Annotated in this window: 19 protein-coding genes and 3 pseudogenes; 16 read left to right on the top strand and 6 right to left on the bottom strand. The window is 64.0% G+C overall.

Annotation, left to right across the window (positions count from 1 at the left end; all coding sequences use genetic code 11):
• Position 1: 1 nt before the first annotated feature.
• Positions 2–3,139, top strand: a complete 3,138-nt coding sequence (locus K3A84_RS12700; RefSeq protein ID WP_225009717.1) for a type I restriction endonuclease subunit R — start codon at positions 2–4, stop codon at positions 3,137–3,139.
• A 78-nt stretch (positions 3,140–3,217) separates the two neighbouring features.
• A complete protein-coding gene (locus K3A84_RS12695; protein ID WP_225009716.1) occupies positions 3,218–3,793 on the top strand; it encodes a hypothetical protein in 576 nt (191 codons plus the stop codon).
• Positions 3,794–3,889: 96 nt separating this feature from the next.
• On the opposite strand, the gene K3A84_RS12690 is transcribed toward K3A84_RS12695, so the two are convergent.
• Entirely contained in the window at positions 3,890–4,315 is a 426-nt protein-coding gene (locus K3A84_RS12690; RefSeq protein WP_225009715.1) for a hypothetical protein, read from the bottom strand.
• A 280-nt stretch (positions 4,316–4,595) separates the two neighbouring features.
• A complete protein-coding gene (locus K3A84_RS12685) occupies positions 4,596–5,288 on the bottom strand; it encodes a YbjQ family protein (RefSeq protein WP_225009714.1) in 693 nt (230 codons plus the stop codon).
• Between the two features lie 144 nt (positions 5,289–5,432).
• Between K3A84_RS12685 and K3A84_RS12680 the strand changes: the two are divergent.
• From K3A84_RS12680 to K3A84_RS12665, 4 genes and pseudogenes are all read left to right on the top strand, one after another.
• Positions 5,433–6,553: pseudogene (locus K3A84_RS12680) on the top strand (IS3 family transposase).
• Between the two features lie 169 nt (positions 6,554–6,722).
• A complete protein-coding gene (locus K3A84_RS12675; protein WP_225009713.1) occupies positions 6,723–7,385 on the top strand; it encodes a hypothetical protein in 663 nt (220 codons plus the stop codon).
• A gap of 368 nt (positions 7,386–7,753) precedes the next feature.
• Positions 7,754–8,038 (top strand): annotated as a pseudogene (locus tag K3A84_RS12670) (SUMF1/EgtB/PvdO family nonheme iron enzyme); the annotation flags it as partial.
• A gap of 433 nt (positions 8,039–8,471) precedes the next feature.
• Complete coding sequence (locus tag K3A84_RS12665) at positions 8,472–9,500, top strand: oxidoreductase (RefSeq protein WP_225009712.1); 1,029 nt, start codon at positions 8,472–8,474, stop codon at positions 9,498–9,500.
• Here the strand turns inward: K3A84_RS12665 and K3A84_RS12660 are convergent.
• Together K3A84_RS12660 and K3A84_RS12655 are read right to left on the bottom strand one after the other, a co-directional pair.
• Complete coding sequence (locus tag K3A84_RS12660) at positions 9,492–10,076, bottom strand: VOC family protein (protein WP_225009711.1); 585 nt, start codon at positions 10,074–10,076, stop codon at positions 9,492–9,494. The two genes, K3A84_RS12665 and K3A84_RS12660, sit on opposite strands and share 9 nt — an antisense overlap.
• Positions 10,073–10,729 carry a carboxymuconolactone decarboxylase family protein gene (locus K3A84_RS12655; RefSeq protein ID WP_225009710.1) on the bottom strand — a complete coding sequence of 219 codons (657 nt, stop codon included), beginning with the start codon at positions 10,727–10,729 and terminating at the stop codon, positions 10,073–10,075. Before K3A84_RS12655 ends, K3A84_RS12660 begins: the two co-directional genes overlap by 4 nt.
• Positions 10,730–10,892: 163 nt before the next feature.
• Here K3A84_RS12655 and K3A84_RS12650 point away from each other — a divergent pair, with 163 nt between their 5' ends.
• The 9 genes and pseudogenes from K3A84_RS12650 to K3A84_RS12610 all read left to right on the top strand — a co-directional run bounded on the left by K3A84_RS12650 (position 10,893) and on the right by K3A84_RS12610 (position 19,835).
• Positions 10,893–11,180 carry a DUF1330 domain-containing protein gene (locus tag K3A84_RS12650; protein WP_225009709.1) on the top strand — a complete coding sequence of 96 codons (288 nt, stop codon included), beginning with the start codon at positions 10,893–10,895 and terminating at the stop codon, positions 11,178–11,180.
• A gap of 58 nt (positions 11,181–11,238) precedes the next feature.
• Positions 11,239–12,006: a molybdate ABC transporter substrate-binding protein gene (gene modA / locus K3A84_RS12645; RefSeq protein ID WP_225009708.1), complete on the top strand. Its 768-nt coding sequence runs from the start codon at positions 11,239–11,241 to the stop codon at positions 12,004–12,006.
• 7 nt (positions 12,007–12,013) lie between these two features.
• Positions 12,014–12,697 carry a molybdate ABC transporter permease subunit gene (modB, locus tag K3A84_RS12640; protein WP_225009707.1) on the top strand — a complete coding sequence of 228 codons (684 nt, stop codon included), beginning with the start codon at positions 12,014–12,016 and terminating at the stop codon, positions 12,695–12,697.
• Entirely contained in the window at positions 12,687–13,313 is a 627-nt protein-coding gene (locus K3A84_RS12635; RefSeq protein ID WP_225009706.1) for an ATP-binding cassette domain-containing protein, read from the top strand. The genes modB and K3A84_RS12635 overlap by 11 nt, the downstream gene beginning before the upstream one ends.
• 205 nt (positions 13,314–13,518) lie before the next feature.
• Positions 13,519–14,310 (top strand): thioesterase family protein, encoded by a 792-nt coding sequence (locus K3A84_RS12630; protein ID WP_225009705.1) that lies wholly within the window; start codon positions 13,519–13,521, stop codon positions 14,308–14,310.
• A gap of 17 nt (positions 14,311–14,327) precedes the next feature.
• Complete coding sequence (locus K3A84_RS12625) at positions 14,328–15,566, top strand: serine hydrolase domain-containing protein (protein WP_225009704.1); 1,239 nt, start codon at positions 14,328–14,330, stop codon at positions 15,564–15,566.
• Between the two features lie 80 nt (positions 15,567–15,646).
• Positions 15,647–16,882: pseudogene (locus K3A84_RS12620) on the top strand (3-hydroxyacyl-CoA dehydrogenase NAD-binding domain-containing protein); the annotation flags it as partial.
• A gap of 153 nt (positions 16,883–17,035) precedes the next feature.
• A complete protein-coding gene (locus K3A84_RS12615) occupies positions 17,036–18,610 on the top strand; it encodes a class I adenylate-forming enzyme family protein (RefSeq protein WP_404823161.1) in 1,575 nt (524 codons plus the stop codon).
• A gap of 49 nt (positions 18,611–18,659) precedes the next feature.
• The gene (locus K3A84_RS12610; RefSeq protein ID WP_225009702.1) at positions 18,660–19,835 is read left to right on the top strand and encodes an acetyl-CoA C-acyltransferase; all 1,176 of its coding nucleotides are present in this window, start codon (positions 18,660–18,662) and stop codon (positions 19,833–19,835) included.
• 54 nt (positions 19,836–19,889) lie between these two features.
• On the opposite strand, the gene K3A84_RS12605 is transcribed toward K3A84_RS12610, so the two are convergent.
• Positions 19,890–21,476, bottom strand: coding sequence for a calcium-binding protein (locus K3A84_RS12605; protein ID WP_225009701.1), 1,587 nt, complete (start codon positions 21,474–21,476; stop codon positions 19,890–19,892).
• A gap of 236 nt (positions 21,477–21,712) precedes the next feature.
• Here K3A84_RS12605 and K3A84_RS12600 point away from each other — a divergent pair, with 236 nt between their 5' ends.
• Positions 21,713–22,126, top strand: a complete 414-nt coding sequence (locus K3A84_RS12600) for a VOC family protein (protein WP_225009700.1) — start codon at positions 21,713–21,715, stop codon at positions 22,124–22,126.
• On the opposite strand, the gene K3A84_RS12595 is transcribed toward K3A84_RS12600, so the two are convergent.
• A complete protein-coding gene (locus tag K3A84_RS12595) occupies positions 22,104–22,577 on the bottom strand; it encodes a beta-lactamase hydrolase domain-containing protein (protein WP_225009699.1) in 474 nt (157 codons plus the stop codon). The two genes, K3A84_RS12600 and K3A84_RS12595, sit on opposite strands and share 23 nt — an antisense overlap.
• Positions 22,578–22,587: the final 10 nt, after the last annotated feature.

Here is a 22,587-nt window from a genome sequence, read left to right as displayed (position 1 = left end):
GATGCCCAAGATCTCAGAGGACATCGTGGAACAGGCTGCGGTCGAGATCCTTCAGGATCTCGGCTGGGACTATCTGCACGGAACGGCGGTTGCGCCGGACAGCAGTCATCCTGAACGTCAGGCGTTCTCCGAGGTCGTCCTTCTGAAGCGCCTTGAACAGGCGATCGATCACCTCAACCCCACCATTCCCCAGGCGGCGCGAGCCGAGGCGGTTCGCCTGCTCATGACCAGCGAGACCGGCTCGCTGGTCGAAGAGAACCGGCGCATCCATCGCTACCTGACCGAGGGCATTTCGGTTGAATATCGGGCTGGCAACGGGAGTATCGTGGGCGACAAGGTGTGGGTGGTTGATCTGCACGATGTTGAGGCCAACGACTGGCTGGCGGTGAACCAGTTCACCGTGGTGCAGGGCAGCCACAACCGCCGTCCGGATGTGGTGCTGTTCGTCAACGGCCTGCCGCTCGCGGTGCTGGAACTGAAGAACGCCGCGGCAGAGAACGCCACGATCGTGGACGCATTCCACCAGTTGCAGACCTACAAGGCGCAGGTCTCGAACCTGTTTCGCACCAACGCCGTGTTGATCACGTCGGACGGTCTGGAAGCCCGGATCGGCTCGCTAACCGCCGACCAGGAACGCTTCATGCCGTGGCGGACGATCAACGGCGAAGATTTCGCGCACCGCGGGCAGCCAGAGCTGGAGACCCTGTTGCGCGGCGTATTCAACCGCGCCAACCTGCTCGCGCTCGTCCGCGATTTCATCGTGTTTGGCGACGATGGGAATGGCCTGTTCAAGGTCGTGGCTGGCTATCACCAGTTCCACGGCGCGAGAAAGGCGATCGGTCATGCCGTGGAGGCCAGCAGCCCCGATGGCGACCGCCGCATCGGCGTGATCTGGCACACGCAGGGTTCGGGCAAGAGCTTCCTCATGGCCTTCTTCGCCGGGCTTGCCGTGAAAGCGCCTGCGCTCGAGAACCCCACCATTGTCGTTCTGACTGATCGCAACGACCTAGACGACCAACTCGCCTCCACCTTTGGTCTCTGCAAGGACCTGCTGCGCCAAACCCCGGAGCAGGCCGAGAGTCGGGAAGACCTCCAGCGGCTGCTCGCCCGCGCCTCGGGCGGCGTGATTTTCACGACGGTGCAGAAGTTCTCACCGGAGCGCGGCGAAGAACGGTTCCCCGAGTTGACCGACCGCCGGAACGTGATCGTGATGGCGGACGAGGCCCACCGCAGCCAATATGGCTTTGACTCCCGGCTGGACGCCAAGACCGGCGTCCGTCGCTACGGCTATGCCCATTACATCCGACAGGCGATGCCCAATGCCTCGTTCATTGGCTTCACCGGCACGCCGATCGAAGCGGCCGATGTGAACACCCCGGCGGTGTTTGGCCAATATATCGACATCTACGACATCAGCCGGGCGGTCGAAGACGGTGCCACGGTCCCCATCTACTATGAAAGCCGGCTGGCGCGGATAGAACTTAACGAGGACGAAAAGCCGCTGATCGACGCTGAGATCGAGGCGCTGGTCGAGGACGAAAGCCTGACCGAGGCCGAGAAGGCAAAGGCCAAGTGGTCCACCGTCGAGTCGCTCGTGGGCTCGAAGAAGCGTCTCTCTCAGATCGCAGCCGACATCGTGGACCACCTGGAAGCGCGCACGGACGGGACCGAATACAAGGCGATGGCCGTTTGCATGAGCCGGCGCATCTGCGTCGACCTATACAACGAGATCACCGCCCTGCGGCCCGAGTGGCACTCGACCGACGATACCGAAGGCGCGATCAAGATCGTCATGACGGGTTCGGCATCCGACCCGCTGGCTTGGCAAACCCACATCGGCAACAAGCGCAGGCGCGACAATCTCGCCAAGCGGGCGCGAAACCCCAAGGACCCGCTGAAGCTGGTTCTGGTCCGGGACATGTGGCTGACCGGCTTCGATGCCCCGTGCATGAACACGATGTATGTCGACAAGCCCATGCGCGGGCACGGCCTGATGCAGGCGATTGCACGGGTGAACCGGGTGTTCCGCGACAAGCCCGGCGGGCTGATCGTCGATTACATCGGCATCGCCCAGAACCTGAAGAAGGCGCTGGGCGACTACACCACGTCGGATAGGGACAAGACCGGCATCCCAGAGGAAGAGGCCGTTGCGGCCTTGCTGGAACGCTATGAGATCGTGCGCGGGATCTACCACGGCTTTGACTATGCCCCAGGCATTCACGGCGCGCCCATGGAACGTCTGCAATGTCTCGCGGGCGGCATCGACTGGGTGCTCAAGTGGACGGAAGGCGAAACGGCGAAGGCCAAGTCCGATGAGGACAAGAAGAAGGCCCAACGTCGATACGCTGATCTCGTCCTCGAGTTGAGCAGGGCATACGCGCTGGCCTCGGCCAGTGATGAGGCCCGCGAAGTGCGTGACGAGATCGGCTTCTTCCAGGCTGTCAGGGCGGCGATTGCCAAGAAGACGGCCAAGGGCAAGCTTTCGGCAGCGGAAAAGACCCTCGCCGTTCAGCAGCTCATCGACCGCGCGGTGGCCTCTGCCGAGATCATCGACATCCTCAAGGTGGCTGGGATCGAAAGCCCCGACATCTCCATCCTCTCGGACGAGTTCCTGCTGGAACTGCAAGGCATGGAGAAGAAGAACTTGGCGCTGGAGGCGCTGAGGAAGCTTCTCGCAGGCGAGATCAAGAGCCGCAGCCGATCCAACGTGGTCGAGAGCCGGGCATTCTCCCAGCGCCTCGAAGATGCCGTTGCCCGCTATCACGCAAGTGCGCTTTCGGCTGTCGAGATGATCAACGAGCTGATCGCGCTGGCCAAGGACATGAAGGCGGCACAGCAGCGCGGCGAGGAGCACGGTCTCTCGCCGGAGGAACTGGCCTTCTACGACGCGCTCGCCGAGAACCAGAGTGCAGTTGAGGCGATGGGCAGCGACCAACTTCGCGTCATCGCGCATGAGTTGCTCGAGCAGCTGCGCCGGAATGCCACCGTGGATTGGCATCACCGTGAAAGTGCCCGGGCGCGTATGCGCGTGCTGGTCAAGCGGATCTTGAAGAAGTTCGGGTACCCGCCTGATCTTTCTGATGCCGCTGTGCAGACGGTTCTGGCTCAGGCAGAAGCACTTTTGCGGGATTTAAGGTGAACTGACGCGAACTGTTCGGTGGCTCTCAGATATCAGTCAGCGTATTCTCACTGCAACTTTACGGGCAGATATTGCGACATGACAGAAGAAACTACCGGAGCAGATGCTCCGACCTTCCCGGCCAAAACTGCAGTTCGTTCAAAGCGCCACTGGCCTTGGTGGTTGGGCGGGTTGCTCATTGTACTCGCCGCTTGGAACGCCGTGGTCATCGTGCCGGTGCATCGCGCTCTCGCTGATGAAAACGACGCATCTATGATCGCTTATCGGCGCTGGCTGTTCAGTCCCACTCAAATCGTCATCGATATACGGTCAGTGGAAGGAACGCAGTCAATGGCCGGTATGGACCGGATGCTGTTCAAGGCGGCGGAGGCATTGCAGGACAAGTCCTTTGACAGCGTCGTCCTCGCCTATCGCGGGGAAACGCGCTTGTTGATGGATGGGTCATATTTTCATGAGATCGGCGCGACCCGACAGACGCAGAACCCGGTTTACACGATGCGTACCATGCAGGAGAATTTGAGTAATCCCGATGGTACGCCTGCTTTCGAGCAGTGGAGCGGTGGATGGTTGAGCGTACTGGGAAAGCAGTTGGAAGACCACAATGAGTTTCACAGGCGTTGGTGGGTCAGATTGTCTATGGGATATATTGGGTAATGTTCATGGTCTCATAAATTTTATGCTGTGATTTTAATGAAATTGTCATCGAAAAATTTCATTAATTTTCGATAGTGCAAGAAGTATTCTTTTTGGCTATTCCGTTGTCGATGGGCAGCGCACCCAAATGTCTGAGGGGTGGGGGTCAGGGACGCCATCGTCATTGAGCGCATACCGGATCAACAGATTTGGCGTTTCCATTTCCATTCGCACGTTCATTTCGCCGAGCAGCTTGGTCTCGTTGCGACCGGTAAAACGCCCGTTGAAAAGGGGGACCAGTTTTCCCGACTTGGTGGAAGAACCGCCAAACTCGATACCCATTATCAGGTAGTCGTCACCCTCGTAATAATGAACGCCATTTGAAGAAATTGAAATAACACGATCTTCATATGGAAATTTGCATTCTGATATTTTTGTCGCGAAGACTCCGTGGAACTCTTTCGGGATGGGATTGTGCAGGGGTTGTGCATCGGAATTCACCGGGGTGAACGTAATGGCAAGTGCGATGATCCATTTCTTCATAGGAAATTTTCCTCCTATCCCGCTTCTCAACCATAACCATGGCGGAGGCACCGTTCCAAGGCTGCACTCAGGTGCAGTGTCCTGAGTTACTCACCGACGCGTTTGGTCCTAGGGAAACCTTGAAAGCTACTGATGCAGCGGCAGAGTCATCCTCTGCTGCGCGGGCCCTGGCATAAGGACGAGGGTGCGTGAGCTTTACCATCCACCGTATCGGGGCGGGGGGATCGGGTTGCCATGGCATCGGTCTAGCAAAAACGCCTCTTCCCCCCCCCCCCAGCAGTCACTGCGGCGGGGAAGGGAAATATATCTCTCCGTCGCGGATTTCGCCTTGGCTCCATCGGCGGAGTTGGATCAGTCGGCTCCAAGCCCAAACGATCCATTCCGCAGACTTCGTGGCTTTTTCGCCTAGGACTGCCGCTGGATCGGAAATGATGATCGCTGTGCCCTGCATGTTAACGGTGGCTGCGTTGTTATTGGTCACGCCATAATCAACGTCGACACCAATGATCGCGTTGGCGCCCATTGCCAACGCTTTGCTCACTAGTATGCCCCGCGCCGCAGCTTCTCCCTTATTGACCTTCAATGCCATGCCTGATTGCTCGTTCACGGCCCCGAACATATCGGAGATCCCTTGGCTTAGTTCGTTGAAGAAGCCTGTTCCGACCGCGATGTTCGCCGTCACCATCCCGAGCGCGCGATATTCATTGGCTCCCGGCAGCACCCCTACGGTCAGCATTGGGAAATCAGGGGCGGCCCGCTGTAGGTAGTCTTTGATCTCGTCTATGCTGGAATTCAGCTTGTGATGGGCTGAGGTATTAACTCGCTGTCCGCACTTGCTGCACAGGGCTGCATATGATGTGCCTTCGACGAAATTTATGATGCTAAGTTCACTCTGGCTAAGGTATTTGTTCGGCGAGGTCAGTAACCCACCTTCTGAAATTTTTTCGTCACAATTGACACACTGCTCTACCATTGGTCATCCCACAATTTTAGAAGAGACAATGGGAGATGAGGCGGCGTATGTCGAGTAGTATGGATAGCCCCTAGTTTTTGAATAGTGAATAGCCCCCAGATTTCTGGACACCTTCGATCCTAATTTTGAGGGCAGGAGGTGATGATGGGGAAACCCAGTTTCAGTGATGAGTTCAAGCGTGATGCGGTGGCCCAGATCACCGAGCGCGGGTATCCGGTGGCGGAGGTTTCACAGCGGCTCGGTGTCAGTCAGCACTCGCTGTATGCCCGGAAGCGTCAGCTTGCGAAGTTGGTGTCCGGCGATCCCGGCAAGGATGCCCAGATCCGCCAGTTGAAGCGCGAGTTGGCCCGGGTGACCGAGGAGCGCGACATCCTAAAAAAGCGACCGCGTATTTCGCTCAAGAGGCAAAGTGGGATACGCGTTCATCGCCGAGCATCGCGATCGTTTTGCCGTGGGAGCCATGTGCCGGTGCCTCGCCGTGCAGCCCAGTGGCTACTACGCTTGGCAGAAGAGCCCGTTGAGCCAGCGGGCTCGGGAAGATGCCCGGCAGACCGATCTGATCCGCAAAGCTTGGAACGACAGCGGCAAGGTCTATGGCTATCGCAAGCTGCACGATGATCTGCTGGATCACGGCGAGACCTGCTGCCAGAACCGCGTAGCGCGGCTGACGAAGCTGGCGGGGATCAAGGCGCAGATCGGCTACAGGCGCCGACCGGGCAGCTACGGCGGCAAGCCATCCTTGGTGGTCGACAACACGCTGGCCCGGCAGTTCGATGTGGCTGCGCCAGATCGGCTACATTCGCACCCTGGAAGGCTTTGCCTATCTGGCTGTCGTAATCGATCTCTATTCCCGCCGCGTGGTGGGTTGGTCGATGCAGAGCCGGCAGACCACCGATGTGGTGCTGCAGGCGCTGCATATGGCGGTATGGCGGCGCAAGCCGAAGCAGCGGGTGCTGATCCACTCGGACCAGGGCTCGCAGTTCACCAGCATGGACTGGGCTGCCTTCATCCGGGCTCACAATCTTGAGCACTCGATGAGCCGACGCGGCAACTGCCATGACAATGCCGTCGCCGAGAGCTTCTTCTCCTCGCTCAAGCGTGAGCGCATCCGGCACCGCACCTACAAAACCCGCGAGGAAGCCTGGCAGGACGTGTTCGATTACGTCGAGATGTTCTACAACCCGGTGCGCAAGCAGGTCAGGAACGGGATGCTGTCGCCCGTCGAGTTCGAGCGGCAGCAGATTTTGAAAGCAGAAGGCGTCTAGAAAACTAGGGCTATTCAATCTCAATGGCCGGACTAAGATGCCTGCTTTAGCGGTCAACTTCGAAGCAGTTGTGTTACACGGCTGATGGCGAAGAGGTCGGGGATGCCCGGATTGCATCGCCACAATCCCCTTCGTATGCTGTCGAGATTGGGCATCGAGGGGGATTTTCGTGCTGTTGAGGAAATTGGCTTTGGGCCTTGCTGGCCTTTGCGCTGTGGCAATCGCGGGCGTTGCACATGCTGCCGATCCGGTGATGTATCAGGAGATCACCGAAAATAAGCCTGATCTAGGCGCGAACGCAAAAGCCTATGTGGGCGACAGGATGCTCTACTCGCGGAGTGGTCAGTTCAAGCAGTGCATCACGCCACGGTTCGACGCATTGAAAACGATGCTCGGTGCCAATTTCGTCGTCAAATCTGGTGAGCCGCTCTGCAAAGGCGTTCCTTCAGACGAGAAATATAATCCTGAGAACTACATCAATGGTTCGCTGGGCATCACCTATAAGGTGAATTACAAGGTGAAGCCCGATGGCTCGTTCCAACTATGTGGCAACGGAGGCCTTTGCACCGACGCGAAGCCAGCGGATGCCCTGAGTGTCGGTCCAGCGTTCATCAACAACAAAAATTCAGTCAACCAGTCCATCGAATATGCCGGGAAATCGGGTGGATTTTTGAAATTCATCTATGCGGAAACCGGGCCTCAAGGGGAGAGGATCAGGGAGTTTCAAATTCCCGAGAATAGCGCCGAACTGCAATACCGAGGGGCGATAATCCAGATTGCGAAGGCGGGCGATGGTGAGATTGAGTACAAAGTCGTGAGGTCGTTTCAGTGAGTGGAGTTGCGGCCAAAGTTCCCAAGGCTGTTGAGAAAATTTTGTCAGCAAAGTGCCTGAGCAAGCCGGGAGGGGAAGTCTATCGTACCATTTCCTCACTGCCTGCTGGCGTGACGACAGAGAAGATTATCTCGGCAGCCACAGCGATGGGGTATGGCCACCGGATTATGCATGGGAAAATCCAAGTTTTTGCGCCATCCTGACGTCCGCTACATCCCCGAAACAGTCGTGGCACACGACCAATCGCGAGCAGTCAGAGCAGCTCCACAGCCGCGCTGAGTTGACCCGGGTTCACGTCGATATACCGCTGCGTGACCTGAATGGATGATGACGTGACCCCCTGATTTCCACCAGCGGGGTCACGTCATTGGTATGCCGATCGTCCCACCGGCCTGAAGACGTCGTCGTGCTGCATTCCAGCCAACCCTCGTGGTGGGGACGAGGCGGGCAGCTTCGATCCGTGCCAGCCCGAGATCCGCATCGGGCGCAAGGTGCTGAAAGGCGGCTCACACCTGTGTGCCGAGAACTATTGTGTGCGCTATCGCCCGGCGGCGCGCTACGCGCAGCCCATCGACACGTCGACCTCGCACGTGGGGTTCCGCTGCGTCGTGCGTGAAGCCGCGCCCGTGCGGTGCCAGCATTTTGTGCCGTGAAAGGGTAAACAGTGGCAACGGGAAGTCGCGGAAATGCTAAGGCTGATTTTGGCGGGTTAGACAGTCAAGAGCGGCGGATTTCCTCACTTGTGGTAGTCCCTCCTTCGTTGCCGCGGCAGGCACACAACCTAGCATGGCATGGAGCGCCAAATGGATGAAGGATGGTGGTTTGCGCCATTCCCACTTATACAAATGGCGCTGCCCAAGCTGATGCAGGCTGGGACTAACTGACGCACTCGGCTCACCCTCTGAAACTGGCGGAGGGGGCAGGGTTGCGCTATCGGCATGGAGTGATTTGGGGTCGTTTTTAGGGTCTCACTGACTCGATCCTAGAGATTGTCCTTTTGAAACATATCCTTATGAAATTTCGTGAGACCCCCTCCGTCTCCGCCATCATTTCACCATGCTTCCAATCGCAGGGCAGGCCCCATCCATGAGCGTAATCGGCGTCGGTATCGTCGGCAATGGCATGGCGACGCGGGTGTTCCATGCGCCCTACATCGCCGCGACGCCGGGACTGGATTTGCGCGCTGTCGTGGCGCGCCAGCCGGATGCCGTGGTGCCGCAAGGGGTTGAACGGCGTGGCGATATCGCCGATCTGCTGGCCGATCCCGCCATTGCCGTCGTGGCCATCGCCACGCCCAGCCAGACCCATGCCGCGCTTGCTGCGCAGGCGCTCGAGGCGGGCAGGCATGTCGTCGTCGAAAAGCCGCTGGCGCTGTCTCTGGCCGAGGCGCGCGATCTGATCGCGCTGGCGGAGGCGCGGGGGCTGCTGCTCGTCGCGTTCCACAACCGGCGTTGGGACAGCGATTTTCTGGCCGTGCGACAGGCTATCGCCGCAGGGCGGATCGGTCGCGTGGTTCATTTCGAATCGCATTTCGACCGTTTCCGCCCGCAGGTGCGCGACCGTTGGCGCGAGAATGCCGGGGCGGGGTCGGGCGTGTGGTTCGATCTCGGGCCGCACCTCGTTGACCAGGCGCTTTTGCTGTTCGGGATGCCGCTGGGTGTCAGCGCGGACATTGCGGCCTTGCGCGATGGTGGGCGGACCGACGACTGGGCGCACGTCGTGCTGCGCTATTCCGACAGGCGCGTGGTGCTGCACGCCGGGATGTGCGTGGCGGGCGGTTCGGCGCGTTTCACCGTCCACGGCACGCAAGGGTCGCTGATCAAGCAAGGCCTCGACCGGCAGGAAGCGCAATCGGTCGCCGGGTTGCGGCCGGGCGAGGCGGGGTGGGGCGTCGATCCCGATCCGCTGCGCCTGATCGACGGCGAGGGTGCCGAGGCACTGCTGCCGGTGCCCATCGGCGCGCAGCATCACTTCTACGCCGCGCTGGCCGACGCGATCCGGGGCGAGGGGCCGCCGCCCAACACCGGCGCGGAACTGCTGGCCGTCCACGCCGTGATCGAGGCGGCGCAGATTTCCGCGCGCGAAGGTCGGGTGGTCGATCCCGCGCTATTGTAGCGCGGCATCCTTCACGATCATGCCCACCGCCTTGGTGCCGTCGGCACGCATCGGGTCGTGTTTGACATGGGCGCCGCCCAGTTCGGTGGTCCAGGCCGCGAATTCGAGGCACACGCCGTCGGGATCGAAGAAGTAGACCGAACGCACGAACACGCCGTCCTGCATCTGCGGGGCGACCTGCCATTCCGAATCGTCGTGGTTCAGCACCATCGAGGTCTGCACGCCGCGTTCGTGCAGGCGCGCGACGTATTCGTCGAACTTTTCGGCGGGCACGTTGAAGGCGATGTGGTTCATCGATCCGTGCGCGCTCTTCATGTCGCCCATCGCGGGCAGGCCAGAAGGCGCGGCAATGCCGGGGGCGGCGGGTGGGGCATCGGGGAACCAGAAGAAGGCGATGGCATCGCCATTACCGATGTCGAAGAAGAAGTGCTGCCCCATGCCGCCGGGCAGGTCGATCGTCTTGGTCAGCGGCATTCCGAGGACGTCGCGGTAGAACGCCACCGTTTTCGCCATGTCGCGGCAGACGAGCGCGAGGTGGTTGACCCCGCGGATGTCGAAGACCGTGTTCCCGCTCATGCCTGCGTCTCCTGCTTCTTGCGACTGCCGCCAAGGAAGTCCGCCGCGTCGAAGTCCTCGGGCGCTGCCACTTCCACGATCGGCTCCTCGCGGTCGTCGAATTCCATGCGCAGCGCGCGCGTGATCACGGCGTGCATGTCGTAAAGGCAGGTGATGTAGGTGAATTCGAAGATCTGCTGGTCGTCCCAGAAGGTCTTGAGCTTGTCGATCACCGCCTTGGGCGTGCGGCCACTGGCTTGAGCCAGGCAATCGGCATAGGCGAGCACGGCGCGTTCCTGCTCGTTATAGCAATCGGCCACGGCCCAGTGCGGTACGGCGGCGATCTTCTCCTCGCTGCAGCCGAGGCCGCGCAACGACTTGCAGTGCTGCGAGAACACGAACTGGCTGCCCTTGACCCAGCCCGCGCGGGTCTGGCCCAGTTCGCGCAAGATCGGGTCGATGCGCCGTTCAGGGCTGCGATAGAGCGCGAACCCATTGACTGCGTGGCGGAAGATGTCGGGCGAAAGCGCGAAGACGCTCCACCAGTCGCCGGGCGTGCCGGTGGCGGTGCCGGGCTCCACGGTGGGGTCGCGATCCCCGAACAAGTGCTGGAAGTACGTCAGGATCACCTCGTCGGTAATCTCGCTGCGGGGTACCTGGCGCAACAATGGCATGGGTTCGTTCCCTTTCCGGCAGGACGACCGTTTTCCGGCCCGGCCCTGCGCATCCTCTCGCAATCCTATCAATTGACAGGTTGCCGCGTTCGGTGCGGATTGCCAAGCCCTCTTCGGTTGCCTATCGCTCCTTAGCTAATCAGTTAAAGAAGGAGAGAGTACCATGGCAGCCTACGCGATCTTCATCCGCAACTCCGTCAGCGATCCCGCCACGTTCGCCGAATATGGCCAGAAGGCTGGCGGGACGATGGCGGGGCACAACGTGCAGCCGCTAGTCGTCTACAACCCCTGCGAAACGCCCGAGGGCGAGCCGGCCGAAGGTGTGGTCATGGTGAAGTTCGACACGATGGACGAAGCCAAGGCCTGGTACTTCGGCGATGCCTACCAGGAAGTTGCCAAGCTGCGGAAGGCTTCGTCCGACTACCGCGTGATCCTTACCGAAGGGCTCTGATCCTTCGCCGCGACGGGGCGGTTGCTTGCGCGGTCAGCGGGTTCTATCGCTTGGCGATATGGCCGGGTTCCGCACCGCAATTGCTTTCGTCCTGTCGCTGTTGGCGGCTTTTGCGCCCGCGCTCGCAACAGCGCGGGCGCCGGTCGTTCTGGCCGCCGCCAGCCTTCAGGAAGCGCTGACCGCCGCCGCCGGGCAGTGGGCGGCCAAAGGGCATGGCCGCCCGGTGCTGTCGTTCGCCGCGTCTTCGGCGCTGGCTCGGCAGGTCGAGGCGGGCGCGCCGGCCGACTTGTTCATCTCGGCGGACGAGGCGTGGATGGACCACGTCGCCGCTGCCGGTTTCGTCGCGCCGGGCAGCCGTGCGCCGGTCCTCCTCAACGCTCTAGTCCTGATCGCCCCGGCGTCGAGCCGCTTGGCACTGGCGATCCGCCCCGGCTTCCCGCTGGCGCGCGCGCTGGGCGCGGGGCGGCTGGCGATGGGCGATCCCGATGCGGTGCCCGCCGGGATCTATGGCAAGCAGGCGCTCACGCGGCTGGGCGTCTGGCCGCAGGTCGAAGGCAAGCTCGCGCGCGCCGAAAACGTGCGCGCGGCGCTGGCGCTGGTGGCGCGCGGCGAAGCGCCGCTGGGCGTGGTCTATGCGACCGACGCGCGTGCCGAACCGCGCGTGCGCGTCGTCGGCGTCTTTCCGCCTGCGAGCCATGCGCCGATCGTCTATCCGATCGCGCGGCTGAAGCAGGCGAGCAGTGCCGATGCCGAACCGTTCCGGCGCTTCCTGCTCTCGGGCGAGGGCAAGGCGCTGTTCCGTCGCTTCGGCTTTGGCACACGCTGAGGTCGCGATGCTGTCTCCCGACGACTGGGCGATCGTCGCGCTTTCGCTGAAGGTGGGGCTGGTCGCGGTCCTGCTGACGCTGCCCGTCGCCTTCGCGCTGGCGTGGGTACTGGCGCGCACGCGCTTTCCGGGGCGCTTGCTGCTCGATGCGCTGGTCCACCTGCCGCTGGTGCTGCCGCCGGTGGTGATGGGCTGGCTGCTGCTGCTGGGATTTGGCGCGAACGGCCCGTTCGGGCGGTTCTTTGCCGAACTGGGCGTGACGTTCCTGTTCCGCTGGACCGGCGCGGCGCTGGCCGCGGCGGTGATGGCATTGCCGCTGATGGTGCGCGCGATCCGGCTGTCGCTGGAAGCGGTCGACCCGCGACTTGAGGCCGCTGCGCGCACGCTGGGCGCGGGGCCGTGGCGCGCCTTTGCCACGGTGGCCCTGCCGCTGTCCCTGCCGGGCGTACTTGCCGCGACGGTGCTGGGCCTTGCTCGTTCGCTGGGCGAATTCGGCGCGACGATCACGTTCGTGTCGAACATTCCGGGCGAGACGCGGACGCTGCCGCTGGCGATCTATTCGGCGTTGCAGATGCCGGGCGGCGATGCGCAGGTCGTGCGCCTTGCCGCGATCTCAGTCGCGCTGTCGCTGGGCGCGCTGGTCGCGTCCGAGGCGCTGGCGCGCCGTATGGGTGGCACCCGTGTCGCTTGAAGTCGACGTCGTGATCCAGCGAACCACCCGCCGCATCACCGCGCATTTTGCGACCGGCGCGGGGATCACCGCGCTGTTCGGGCCTTCGGGTGCAGGCAAGTCGAGTGTGATCGAGGCGATTGCCGGGTTGCTGCGCCCGGTCGCGGGCCGCATCGTGCTGGATGGCGACGTGCTGTTCGATGTGGCGCAGGGCTTGGACCGCAAGCCGGAGGCGCGCGGTTGCGGCGTGGTGTTCCAGGACCTGCGCCTGTTCCCGCACCGCTCGGTGCGCGACAACCTGCTCTACGGCTGGCGACTGGCCTCCCCCGACCGCCGTTTCCTGACGCTCGACGATGCCTGTGTCTTCCTCGGCATTGCGTCCCTGCTTGATCGCCGTCCGCGCACGCTGTCGGGCGGCGAGGCGCAGCGCGTGGCGATCGGGCGCGCGCTGCTGTCGGGGCCGCGCCTGCTGCTGCTCGACGAGCCGCTGTCCTCGCTCGATGCCGCGCGGCGCGAGGAGATCATGGGCGTGATCGAGCGCATTCGCGACGATCTGCGCCTGCCGATGGTGCTCGTCAGCCACCGCGCCGACGAGGTCGAGCGGCTGGCCGATTCGGTCGTGGCGCTGGGCGACTGAAGAGGGCGCCGCTTTCGTCCGGCACGCGCCCCGCAATGCCGTAGCGTAAGCCCCGAAAACCGCCGCATCGCGTGCTTTTTTCGGTTGACCGGAGGCGCTCGCAGGCCCTTTTCTGGTGGGGAAGGGGCGAGAAGCCCTGCACCCGATGGGAGAGTTTTCCGATGTCGACGCTGGGCCTGCGTGCCGGAGCCGGACGGGCGGCCGCATGACCGATCGCTTGCTGACGCTGGGCGAACTGTCCTCCACGATGGAACGGCGCGGCGACCGCTTCGTGCTGCACGGCGCGGCGGGGTGGATGCAGGGCCGTACGATGTACGGCGGTGCGTCCTCGTTCATCGCCCACGCCGCCGCGCGCACGGCCTTCCCGGATCTTCCGCCCTTGCGTGGGGGCCAGATCGGCTTCGTGGCCCCGGTGGGCGAGGATGTGGAGATTTCCGCGCGCATTCTGCGAGCTGGCAAGAGCGTGTCGCAGGTAGAGACCGAGATCAGCGCGAACGGCGCATTGCTGCATCGCGCGCTGTGGCTGTTTGGCAGTGGACGAGCGGACAACGGTTCGGTGCCGCAGCGACGGCTGGAGGTCTTCGTGCCCCACGATCAGGCCGCGCCCGCCAAGGCGCATCCCGACCCGACGTTCTTCACCCATCGCATGGAGCTGCGCCACGCGGCGGCCAAGGGCGAAATTCCCACGGGCACGATCCGCCGCTGGGTGCGGCTGAAGGACCGTGCGGGCCTCGATCCGGTGGGCGAACTGATCGGCATCGGCGATACCCTGCCGCCCGGCGCGATGACCGTGATGGAGCGGATGGGACCGATCAGCTCGATCAACTGGTCGCTGACGCTGCTGACCGACACGCCCGAAACCGACGACGGCTGGTGGATGCTCGAAACCAGCTCGAACGCGATGGCGCAGGGCTTTTCCAGCGAAACCCTGCGGATGTGGAACAGCGATGGCGTGCAGGTGATGCACGGGTTGCAGTCGGTCGCGATCTTCGGCTGACAGGAAGGAATAGTCCCATGACGGTTCAGCTTACCGATCCCGCCAGCCTTGGCCTCGATGCCGCCCGCCTCGCGCGGATCGAAACGCTGCTCGACGAACGCTACGTGTCGAAGGGCAAGCTCAAGGGCGTGGACGTGCTGGTCGCGCGCGATGGCAAGGCGGCCTACCGCGCGACGCTCGGCGCCATGCGCGACGACGGGACGCCGGTCGGTCAGGACACGATCTACCGCATCGCCTCGATGACCAAGCCGCTGACCTCGATCGCGGTGATGATGCTGGTGGAAGAAGGCGCGATCGCGCTGGAAGACCCGGTGACCAAGGTGCTGCCCGAATTTGCGGGCCTTGCCGTCTATGCCGGCGGCGGCGGCGAAGCGCCGTTCATGCCGGGCCGCCCGGCGCACGGGATGCGCATCGTCGACCTGCTGACGCATATGTCGGGGCTGACCTATGGCATCCAGAACCGCACCAATGTCGATGCCGCCTATCGCAAGGCGCGGCTCGATGGGCACGCCAGCCTGCCCGGCAACGACCATTTCATCGCCGAACTGGCCAAGCTGCCGCTGGAATTCGCGCCCGCCGAGGGCTGGAACTATTCGGTTTCGACCGACGTGCTGGGCGTGATCGTGGCGCGGCTTTCGGGGATGAGCCTCGGCGAATTCTTCCGCACCCGCATCTTCGATCCGCTGGGCATGGTCGATACCGGCTTTTCCTGCCCGCCCGAAAAGCTGCACCGCCTCGCCGATGCCTGGTCCTATGTGCCGGGCGCTGCGCCGCACCTGCTCGACAAGGCCGAGACCAGCAATCTGGTCCGCGCGCCGAAGTTCGAGAGCGGCGGCGGCGGGCTGCTGTCGACGCTGGCGGACTACCACCGCTTCGCCTCGGCGCTGGTCCATGGCGGCGGGATCGGCGGGGTGCGCCTCGTCAGCCCCAAGACGCTGGCGCTGATGGCCAGCAATTTCCTGCCCGGCGGCGCGGACCTGACGCAGATGTCCAGTTCGCTGTTCAGCGAGGCCAACAACGCCGGGACCGGCTTCGGCCTCGGCTTCGGCGTCACCATCGATCCCACGCGCGCGCTGGTGCCGGGGTCGGTCGGCGAGTTCTTCTGGGGCGGCATCTTCTCGACCGCGTTCTTCGTCGATCCGGTGGAGAAGCTGCACATGGTGTTCATGACCCAGCTCATGCCCTCGTCGGCCTATCCCATCCGCCGCCAGTTGAAGACGCTGATCTATGCAGCGCTGACCGACAGCCGCGCCTGACCTGTCCTTTCTTGCCTCCCCTCCGAAAGCATCCCTCAGCCAGCAGGAGCCAGATACCGATGTCCGACCCCATTCCCGGTGCCAAGGAGCACATCGACGCCGCCCGCATCGCTGCGGCCACCATCGACGACATTCCCGCCGATACACAGTTGTTGCCGGTGGGCCGCGTGGGCGTGATCGGCGCCGGCACCATGGGCGGCGGCATCACCATGAACTTCCTGACCGCCGGGATCCCGGTGACGATCGTGGAAATGACGCAGGAAGCGCTCGACCGCGGCGTCGCCACGATGGCGCGCAACTACGAGAACACCGTCAAGCGCGGCAAGATGGACGCCGCGCTGGCCGAGGCGGCGATGGGCCGTCTCAACCCGACGCTCGATTTCGGCGCGCTGGCCGAGGCCGATCTGATCATCGAAGCCGTCTATGAGAACATGGACGTCAAGAAGGAGGTGTTCGGCCGCATCGACAAGATCGCCAAGCCCGGCGCGATCCTTGCCAGCAACACCAGCTACCTCGATGTCAACGAAATCGCCGCCGCCACCAGCCGCCCGGACTCGGTGCTGGGGATGCACTTCTTCTCGCCCGCCAACGTGATGAAGCTGCTGGAAGTCGTGCGCGGGGCCAAGACCGGCAAGGCGCAACTCGCCACGGTGATGGCGCTGTCGGTGAAGATCGGCAAGGTGCCGGTCGTCTCGGGCGTGTGCCACGGCTTCATCGGCAACCGGATGCTGTCGCCCCGGCAGGCGCAGGCGCACGCGCTGATCATGGAAGGCGCGAACTACTGGGACGTGGACGAGGCGCTGCTCGATTTCGGCTTCCCGATGGGACCGTGGCAGATGGCCGACCTCGCGGGCGTGGACATCGGCTGGCACCGCGATCCGAACCGAATCGAGAGCTTGCGCGATGCGCTCTGCGCTGTGGGCCGCTGGGGGCAGAAGACCAGGAAGGGCTTCTACGATTACGACGACAACCGCCAACGCACCCCGTCCGACGAAGTGAAGGCGATCATCGCCGACTTCGCGAAGAAGGAAGGCAAAGTGCAGCGCGTGATCGACAAGCAGGAGATCGTCGAGCGCCTGCTTTATCCCATGGTCAGCGAAGGCGCGCTGATCCTCGAGGAAGGCATCTCGCAACGGGCGAGCGACATCGATACCGTGTGGCTCAACGGTTATGGCTGGCCCGCGTGGACCGGCGGGCCGATGTTCTGGGCCGACCATATCGGGCTGAAGACGGTGGTTGCGGGGCTGGAAAAGCACGGGCTTCCCGTTGCACCGCTGCTGGCGAAGAAGGCCGCAGCTGGAGAGACGTTCAACTGAGGTGGCGCTTGGCGCTGCCCACCCCCGACCCCTCCCGCTGGCGGGAGGGGGGGAAACGGCGGACTTGCTCCCCTCCCGCCAGCGGGAGGGGCTGGGGGTGGGCCGGGCCTTGCACGACGACAAGAACGAGAAACAACGGAGAGGTTCATGGCCCTGACCATCGAAGAGATCGCGGAAGCCGAGTTCATGCCGCTGACCACGATCCTGCGCGAACACGCCGCGCGGCGGGGCGAGGCCGTGGCGCTGGCGGATGAACACGCCCAGGTCAGCTGGCAGGATCTCGACGCCACGATCGACCGCGTCGCCGCCGCGCTCCAGCGCGAAGGGGTGGAGAAGGACGAGCCGGTTGCCATCGCGGCGATGAACTCGGTCGCCACCGGCTTCGCCTTCCTCGGTGCGATCCGGGCAGGCGCGGTTGCCGCCCCGCTCACCTCGACCGCGACCGCCGAGACGATCCTCGCCATGCTGATCGACAGCGGCAGCCGCGTGCTGTTCCTCGATGCCGAGATCGCGGGAAAGCTGGCGGGGCTTCCGTTCCCTGAAGGCGTCAAGCGCATCGCGCTCGGTGCGGGCGACCACGGCGTGCCCTTCGCCGACTGGATGGCGGAGGACGGCGCCAGGCCGGAAGAACGCCTGCCCGCGCCCGGCGATCCGTTCAACATCATCTATTCCTCGGGCACCACCGGCGCGCCCAAGGGCATCGTGCAGAGCCACAAGATGCGCCACGAATACGCGCGGCGCACGATCGTCGGCGGCTATGACGATGCAACCTGCGTGATCTGTTCGACCCCGCTCTATTCGAACACCACGCTGGTCAGCTTCCTGCCCACGCTGACTGCGGGCGGGAAGGTCGTGCTGATGAAGAAGTTCGACGCACGCGGCTTCCTCGCGCTGTCCGAGCGCGAGCGCGTGACGCACGCCATGCTGGTGCCGGTGCAGTACCGCCGCATCATGGACGTGCCCGATTTCGACAGCTTCGACCTGTCGTCGTACCGGCTCAAGTCCTCGACCAGCGCGCCGTTCCCGGCCTGGCTCAAGGCCGACGTGCTCAAGCGCTGGCCGGGTGGCCTGACCGATGGCTATGGCATGACCGAAGGCGGCGCGACCTCGGTGCTGATCGCCCATGCCAACCCCGACAAGCTGCACACCGTCGGCCAGCCCAGTCCGGGGCACATCATGAAGATCATCGACGAGGACGGCAACGAACTGCCGCAGGGCGAAGTGGGCGAGATCGTCGGCCACTCCCCCATCATGATGAACGGCTACCACGGCAAGGACGACAAGACCCGCGAGGTCGAGTGGCACGACAAGGAGGGCCGCCGCTACATCCGCCACGGCGATGTCGGCAAGTTCGACGAGGATGGCTTCCTGATCCTGATGGACCGCGCCAAGGACATGATCATTTCGGGCGGGTTCAACATCTACCCAAGCGACCTCGAAGCCGAACTGACTCGCCAGCCAGAGGTGCGCGAAGCCGCCGTGGTCGGCGTGCCCAGCGATGCCTGGGGTGAAACCCCGCTGGGCGTGGTGGTGCTGGCCGACAAGAGCGCTGACCCGCAGGCGATCCTTGCCGAAGCCAACCGCAAGCTGGGCAAGACGCAGCGCATTTCCGCGATCGAAGTGGTCGACGAGCTGCCGCGCAGCCCGATCGGCAAAGTGCTCAAGCGCGAATTGCGCGACCGCTTCGGCGGCAACCCGATCGCGCCGCAAGGCTACGAAAAGGCCTGAATTCACCCGTTCGCTCAACCTCCCCGGAAAGCCTTGAAGGAGAAAACCAATGCGTGATGCCGTCATCGTTTCCGTCGCCCGGACCCCCATCGGTCGGGCCTACAAGGGCGCGTTCAACGCAACGCCGGGCGCCACGCTCGGCGCGCTGTCGCTTCAGGCCGCCGTTGCGCGCGCGGGGATCGACCCTGCCGAAGTGGACGACGTGCTGTGGGGCGCCGCGCTCCAGCAGGGCACGCAGGCGGGCAACATCGCGCGGCAGGTCGCGCTGCGCGCCGGGCTTCCCATCACCACGTCGGGCATGAGCATGGACCGCCAGTGCTCGTCGGGCCTGATGTCGATCGCCACCGCCAGCAAGCAGGTGGTGATTGACCGCATGGACGTGGTCGCGGCGGGCGGACAGGATTCGATCAGCCTCGTCCAGACCAAGGAGATGCGGGTGCAGCCCGATCCTTCGTTGAAGGCGATGCATCAGGCGATCTACATGCCGATGCTGCAGACCGCCGAGATCGTCGGCCAGCGCTATGGCATCAGCCGCGAAGCGTGCGACGAATATGCCCTGCAATCGCAGCAGCGCACCGCCGCCGCGCAGGCGGCGGGCAAGTTCGATGACGAAATCGTCGAAGTGACCGCCACGATGGGCGTTCAGGACAAGGCGACGGGCGAGATCTCGATGAAGGAGATCATGCTGAAGAAGGACGAGGGCAACCGGCCCGAAACCACGCTCGAAGGGCTGCAGAGCCTCAAGCCCGTGATCGAGGGCGGCATCGTCACGGCGGGCAACGCCAGCCAGCTGTCCGATGGTTCGGCCGCGGTGGTGGTGATGGAAGCGGCGCTCGCCGCCAGCAAGGGGTTGACCCCGCTGGGCCGCTATGTGGGCATGGCGGTGGCGGGCACCGAGCCCGACGAGATGGGCATCGGCCCGGTCTATGCGATCCCCAAGCTGCTGGGCCGCTTCGGCCTGACCGTGGGCGACATCGGCCTGTGGGAACTGAACGAGGCTTTCGCTGTGCAGGTGCTCTACTGCCGCGACAAGCTGGGCATCCCCAACGACCTGCTCAACGTCAACGGCGGCTCGATCTCGATCGGCCACCCCTATGGCATGACGGGCGCGCGCTGCACCGCGCACGCGCTGGTCGAAGGCAAGCGCCGGGGCGCCAAGTATGCGGTCGTCACGATGTGCGTTGGCGGCGGCATGGGCGCGGCGGGGCTGTTCGAGATCTTCTGATCCCGCCAGCGGAAAGGCCCGGCGCGCCCCGTGGCGCGCCGGGCCGGTCCCGCTTTACAGCACGAGGTCGGCGGCGCTTACGCTGTCGACGCCTGCCAGCACGATCGCCAGTTCGGGCGCGGCATTGGCGTTGATGCTGGCGTAGAGCGTGTGGTTCGCAGCGTTGAACCACACCACGCCCGCCGCGTTGCCATCGACCGGCGCCGTGGCCGAGAAGGTGAAAGCCTGGTCGCCCGGCATCCCCTTGACCGCGTCGATCGCCGACAGGTCGATGCGGTCGGCCGCCGCAAAGTCGCTGATCGTGTCGGCCTTCGCGCCCTGCGAGTCCGAAAGCGCGCCATAGACGAAGGTGTCGTTGCCCGCGCCGCCGGTCAGCAGGTCCGCGCCTGCGCCGCCGATCAGCGTGTCGTCGCCATCGCCGCCGACCAGCTTCTGCGCGCCCTTGCCCGCCGTGATCACGTCGGCGAAGGCGCTGCCGATGACCGTCTCGATGCCCGCGATCTTGTCGACGCCGGTGCCCGAGTCGCCCGACGTAGCCATGGCAAGGCCGGTGATCAGGTCGATCTTCATGGCTGCATCGGCGGCGGAATAATCGACCGTGTCGATGCCGCTGCCACCGTTGAACGCGTCGTTGCCCGCATCCTCGCCCGCAACGAACAGGTCGTCGCCATCGCCGCCGCCCAGCTTGTCGTCGCCGGCATCGCCGTACAGAAGGTCATTGCCGTCTCCGCCCGCGATCATGTCGCGCCCGGCATTGCCGTGGAGCGTGTCGGCCCCGGCGCCGCCATTGAGCGAATCGTCGCCATCGCCGCCCTTGAGATTGTCGTTGCCGTCTTCGCCATAGAGGCTGTCGTTGCCCAGTTCGCCCGACAGGTCGTCATTGCCGAGGCCGCCACGCAAGCCGTCGCCGTCGAGCCCGCCCGCCAGCACATCGTCGCCCGCCTGGCCGAACAGGCGGTCTGCGCCCGCACCGCCCGTCAGATGATCGTTGTCGGCGCCGCCATCGAGCAGGTCGCCGCCAGCGCCGCCGGTGAGGTCGTCGGCGCCATCACCGCCGTACATCTTGTCGGCCCCGTCGTTGCCGTCGAGGATGTCGGCCCCGGTGCCGCCGTCTAGCACGTCGTCACCGCCATCGCCCACCAGCACGTCGTCGCCCGAACCGCCGTCGAGCACATCCTTGCCCGCGCCGCCGAACAGGTCGTCGTTGCCCGCATCGCCGTGGAGCGTGTCGGCCCCGGCATTGCCCGAAAGGTGATCGTCGCCCGCGCCGCCGTGCAGCGTGTTCTTGCCATTGTCGCCGCGTACCACGTCGTCGTTCGAACCGTCGCCGTCCTGGTCGGCGGGCACGCCGTCTTCGCCCGCTTCGCTGGTGGGATCGTTGATCACCTTGCCATCGAGCGTGGTGAAAGTGACTGCGCCACGGTTGTAGAAGGAGGCATCGTCATTGGCATCGGCGGTCTGCACGAAGGCGCGGACCTTGACGAAGCTCTGCTCGGTGGTGGTCAGCGTGACGGTCTGCGTCGCCGCGTCATAGCTCAGCCGCTGGTTCGGGCGGAGTACCTGCAGTTCCAGCGTGGTGCCATCGACTTCGTACATGGCGATCGGATCGACGGTCAGGTCGAACTTGAGAATCTGTTGCATGGCGGTCCCCTTCGCATGGTCGGCGCGCCGGGCCTCCGCCGTGCCGCATGGGGAATCGGTAATTACCGCAACTGACAAACCGAAGACGGGTCCGTTCATCCGGCGTACAGCAAATGCAGCGGTTTTCGTGGTTAATCAGCGCCTTCGGTACTTCCGCTGACCCGGGGCCAGCCTGCCTTTTTTCGCCGTTGTGAACCTGATTTCGCAGCCTACCTTGCGGACAAAGCAACAACAGGATGCCGACCATGCAGGTCAACGCGCTCGATCACGTCAACATCATCTGCGCCGATCTCGACGCGAGCGCGCGCTTCTATGCCGCGTTGCTGGGGCTGGAGCGGCGCGACGGGCCGCCACCTTCGGCGCCGCACCAGATCCAGTGGATGCACGATCGGCGCGGCCATCCGATCCTGCACCTGAACTCGGTCGATTGCCCGCGCGCCTATGATCGCGCGGCGATTTCCGGCGCAGAGACCGGGGCGATCCACCATGTCGCGCTCAATTGCAGCGAGCCCGAGGTGGTGCTGGCGCGGCTGGCCGAGATGGGCCGCGATCGCCAGCGCAACCGCATCGATTCGATCGGGCTGACGCAAGTGTTCACGCTCGATCCCGATGGCGTGCTGCTCGAACTCAACTTCTGGGACGCGCAATAAACGCCGCCCACGCCGGGGCGTGGGGGTTGGTGCTGGATTCGGGCGTCCAGTGCCGCTCCATCAGCGCGCGCGCGTCCGCTTCGGCCATGCCCTGTTCGATGTTCCGGCGATAGAAGAAGGCCGAGACGCGCCAGTTCATGATGCAGTGGACGTGGACCGGGGCCGGGCCCTGTTCCAGCGCTTGCGCAAAGGCGGCGTAGTGCGTCTCGTCTGGCGCATCGAACGGCACGGGGATGTGGGTATAGGTGATCCCGGCGGCAGCGCAGCGGGCTGCTTCGTCGGGCAGCGCCTCGGGATGATCGGCCAGCGCGAGATTGACCACGTGGGCGATGCCGATCGCGGCGAGACGGTCGATATCGTGCGCCTCGATCCGGCCCGAGGTGGTGGTGTCGGGGCCGAGGCGATGGAAGGCCCGGATGGATTCAGGATCGGCGCGCGGATCGGCGGTCATGCCGGGCAGG

Source organism: Novosphingobium percolationis (assembly GCF_020179425.1).
Classification (GTDB): Bacteria; Pseudomonadota; Alphaproteobacteria; order Sphingomonadales; family Sphingomonadaceae; genus Novosphingobium; species Novosphingobium percolationis.
Note: the sequence above shows the minus strand (reverse complement) of the source record. Positions and strands in the feature narration are given on the sequence as shown.

Coding starts and splice junctions, on each gene's coding strand:
- K3A84_RS12700 (WP_225009717.1), top strand. CDS start 2: ATGCCCAAGATCTCAGAGGACATCGTGGAACAGGCTGCGGTCGAGATC.
- K3A84_RS12695 (WP_225009716.1), top strand. CDS start 3,218: ATGACAGAAGAAACTACCGGAGCAGATGCTCCGACCTTCCCGGCCAAA.
- K3A84_RS12690 (WP_225009715.1), bottom strand. CDS start 4,315: ATGAAGAAATGGATCATCGCACTTGCCATTACGTTCACCCCGGTGAAT.
- K3A84_RS12685 (WP_225009714.1), bottom strand. CDS start 5,288: ATGGTAGAGCAGTGTGTCAATTGTGACGAAAAAATTTCAGAAGGTGGG.
- K3A84_RS12665 (WP_225009712.1), top strand. CDS start 8,472: ATGAGCGTAATCGGCGTCGGTATCGTCGGCAATGGCATGGCGACGCGG.
- K3A84_RS12660 (WP_225009711.1), bottom strand. CDS start 10,076: ATGAGCGGGAACACGGTCTTCGACATCCGCGGGGTCAACCACCTCGCG.
- K3A84_RS12655 (WP_225009710.1), bottom strand. CDS start 10,729: ATGCCATTGTTGCGCCAGGTACCCCGCAGCGAGATTACCGACGAGGTG.
- K3A84_RS12650 (WP_225009709.1), top strand. CDS start 10,893: ATGGCAGCCTACGCGATCTTCATCCGCAACTCCGTCAGCGATCCCGCC.
- modA (WP_225009708.1), top strand. CDS start 11,239: ATGGCCGGGTTCCGCACCGCAATTGCTTTCGTCCTGTCGCTGTTGGCG.
- modB (WP_225009707.1), top strand. CDS start 12,014: ATGCTGTCTCCCGACGACTGGGCGATCGTCGCGCTTTCGCTGAAGGTG.
- K3A84_RS12630 (WP_225009705.1), top strand. CDS start 13,519: ATGACCGATCGCTTGCTGACGCTGGGCGAACTGTCCTCCACGATGGAA.
- K3A84_RS12625 (WP_225009704.1), top strand. CDS start 14,328: ATGACGGTTCAGCTTACCGATCCCGCCAGCCTTGGCCTCGATGCCGCC.
- K3A84_RS12610 (WP_225009702.1), top strand. CDS start 18,660: ATGCGTGATGCCGTCATCGTTTCCGTCGCCCGGACCCCCATCGGTCGG.
- K3A84_RS12605 (WP_225009701.1), bottom strand. CDS start 21,476: ATGCAACAGATTCTCAAGTTCGACCTGACCGTCGATCCGATCGCCATG.
- K3A84_RS12600 (WP_225009700.1), top strand. CDS start 21,713: ATGCCGACCATGCAGGTCAACGCGCTCGATCACGTCAACATCATCTGC.
- K3A84_RS12595 (WP_225009699.1), bottom strand. CDS start 22,577: ATGACCGCCGATCCGCGCGCCGATCCTGAATCCATCCGGGCCTTCCAT.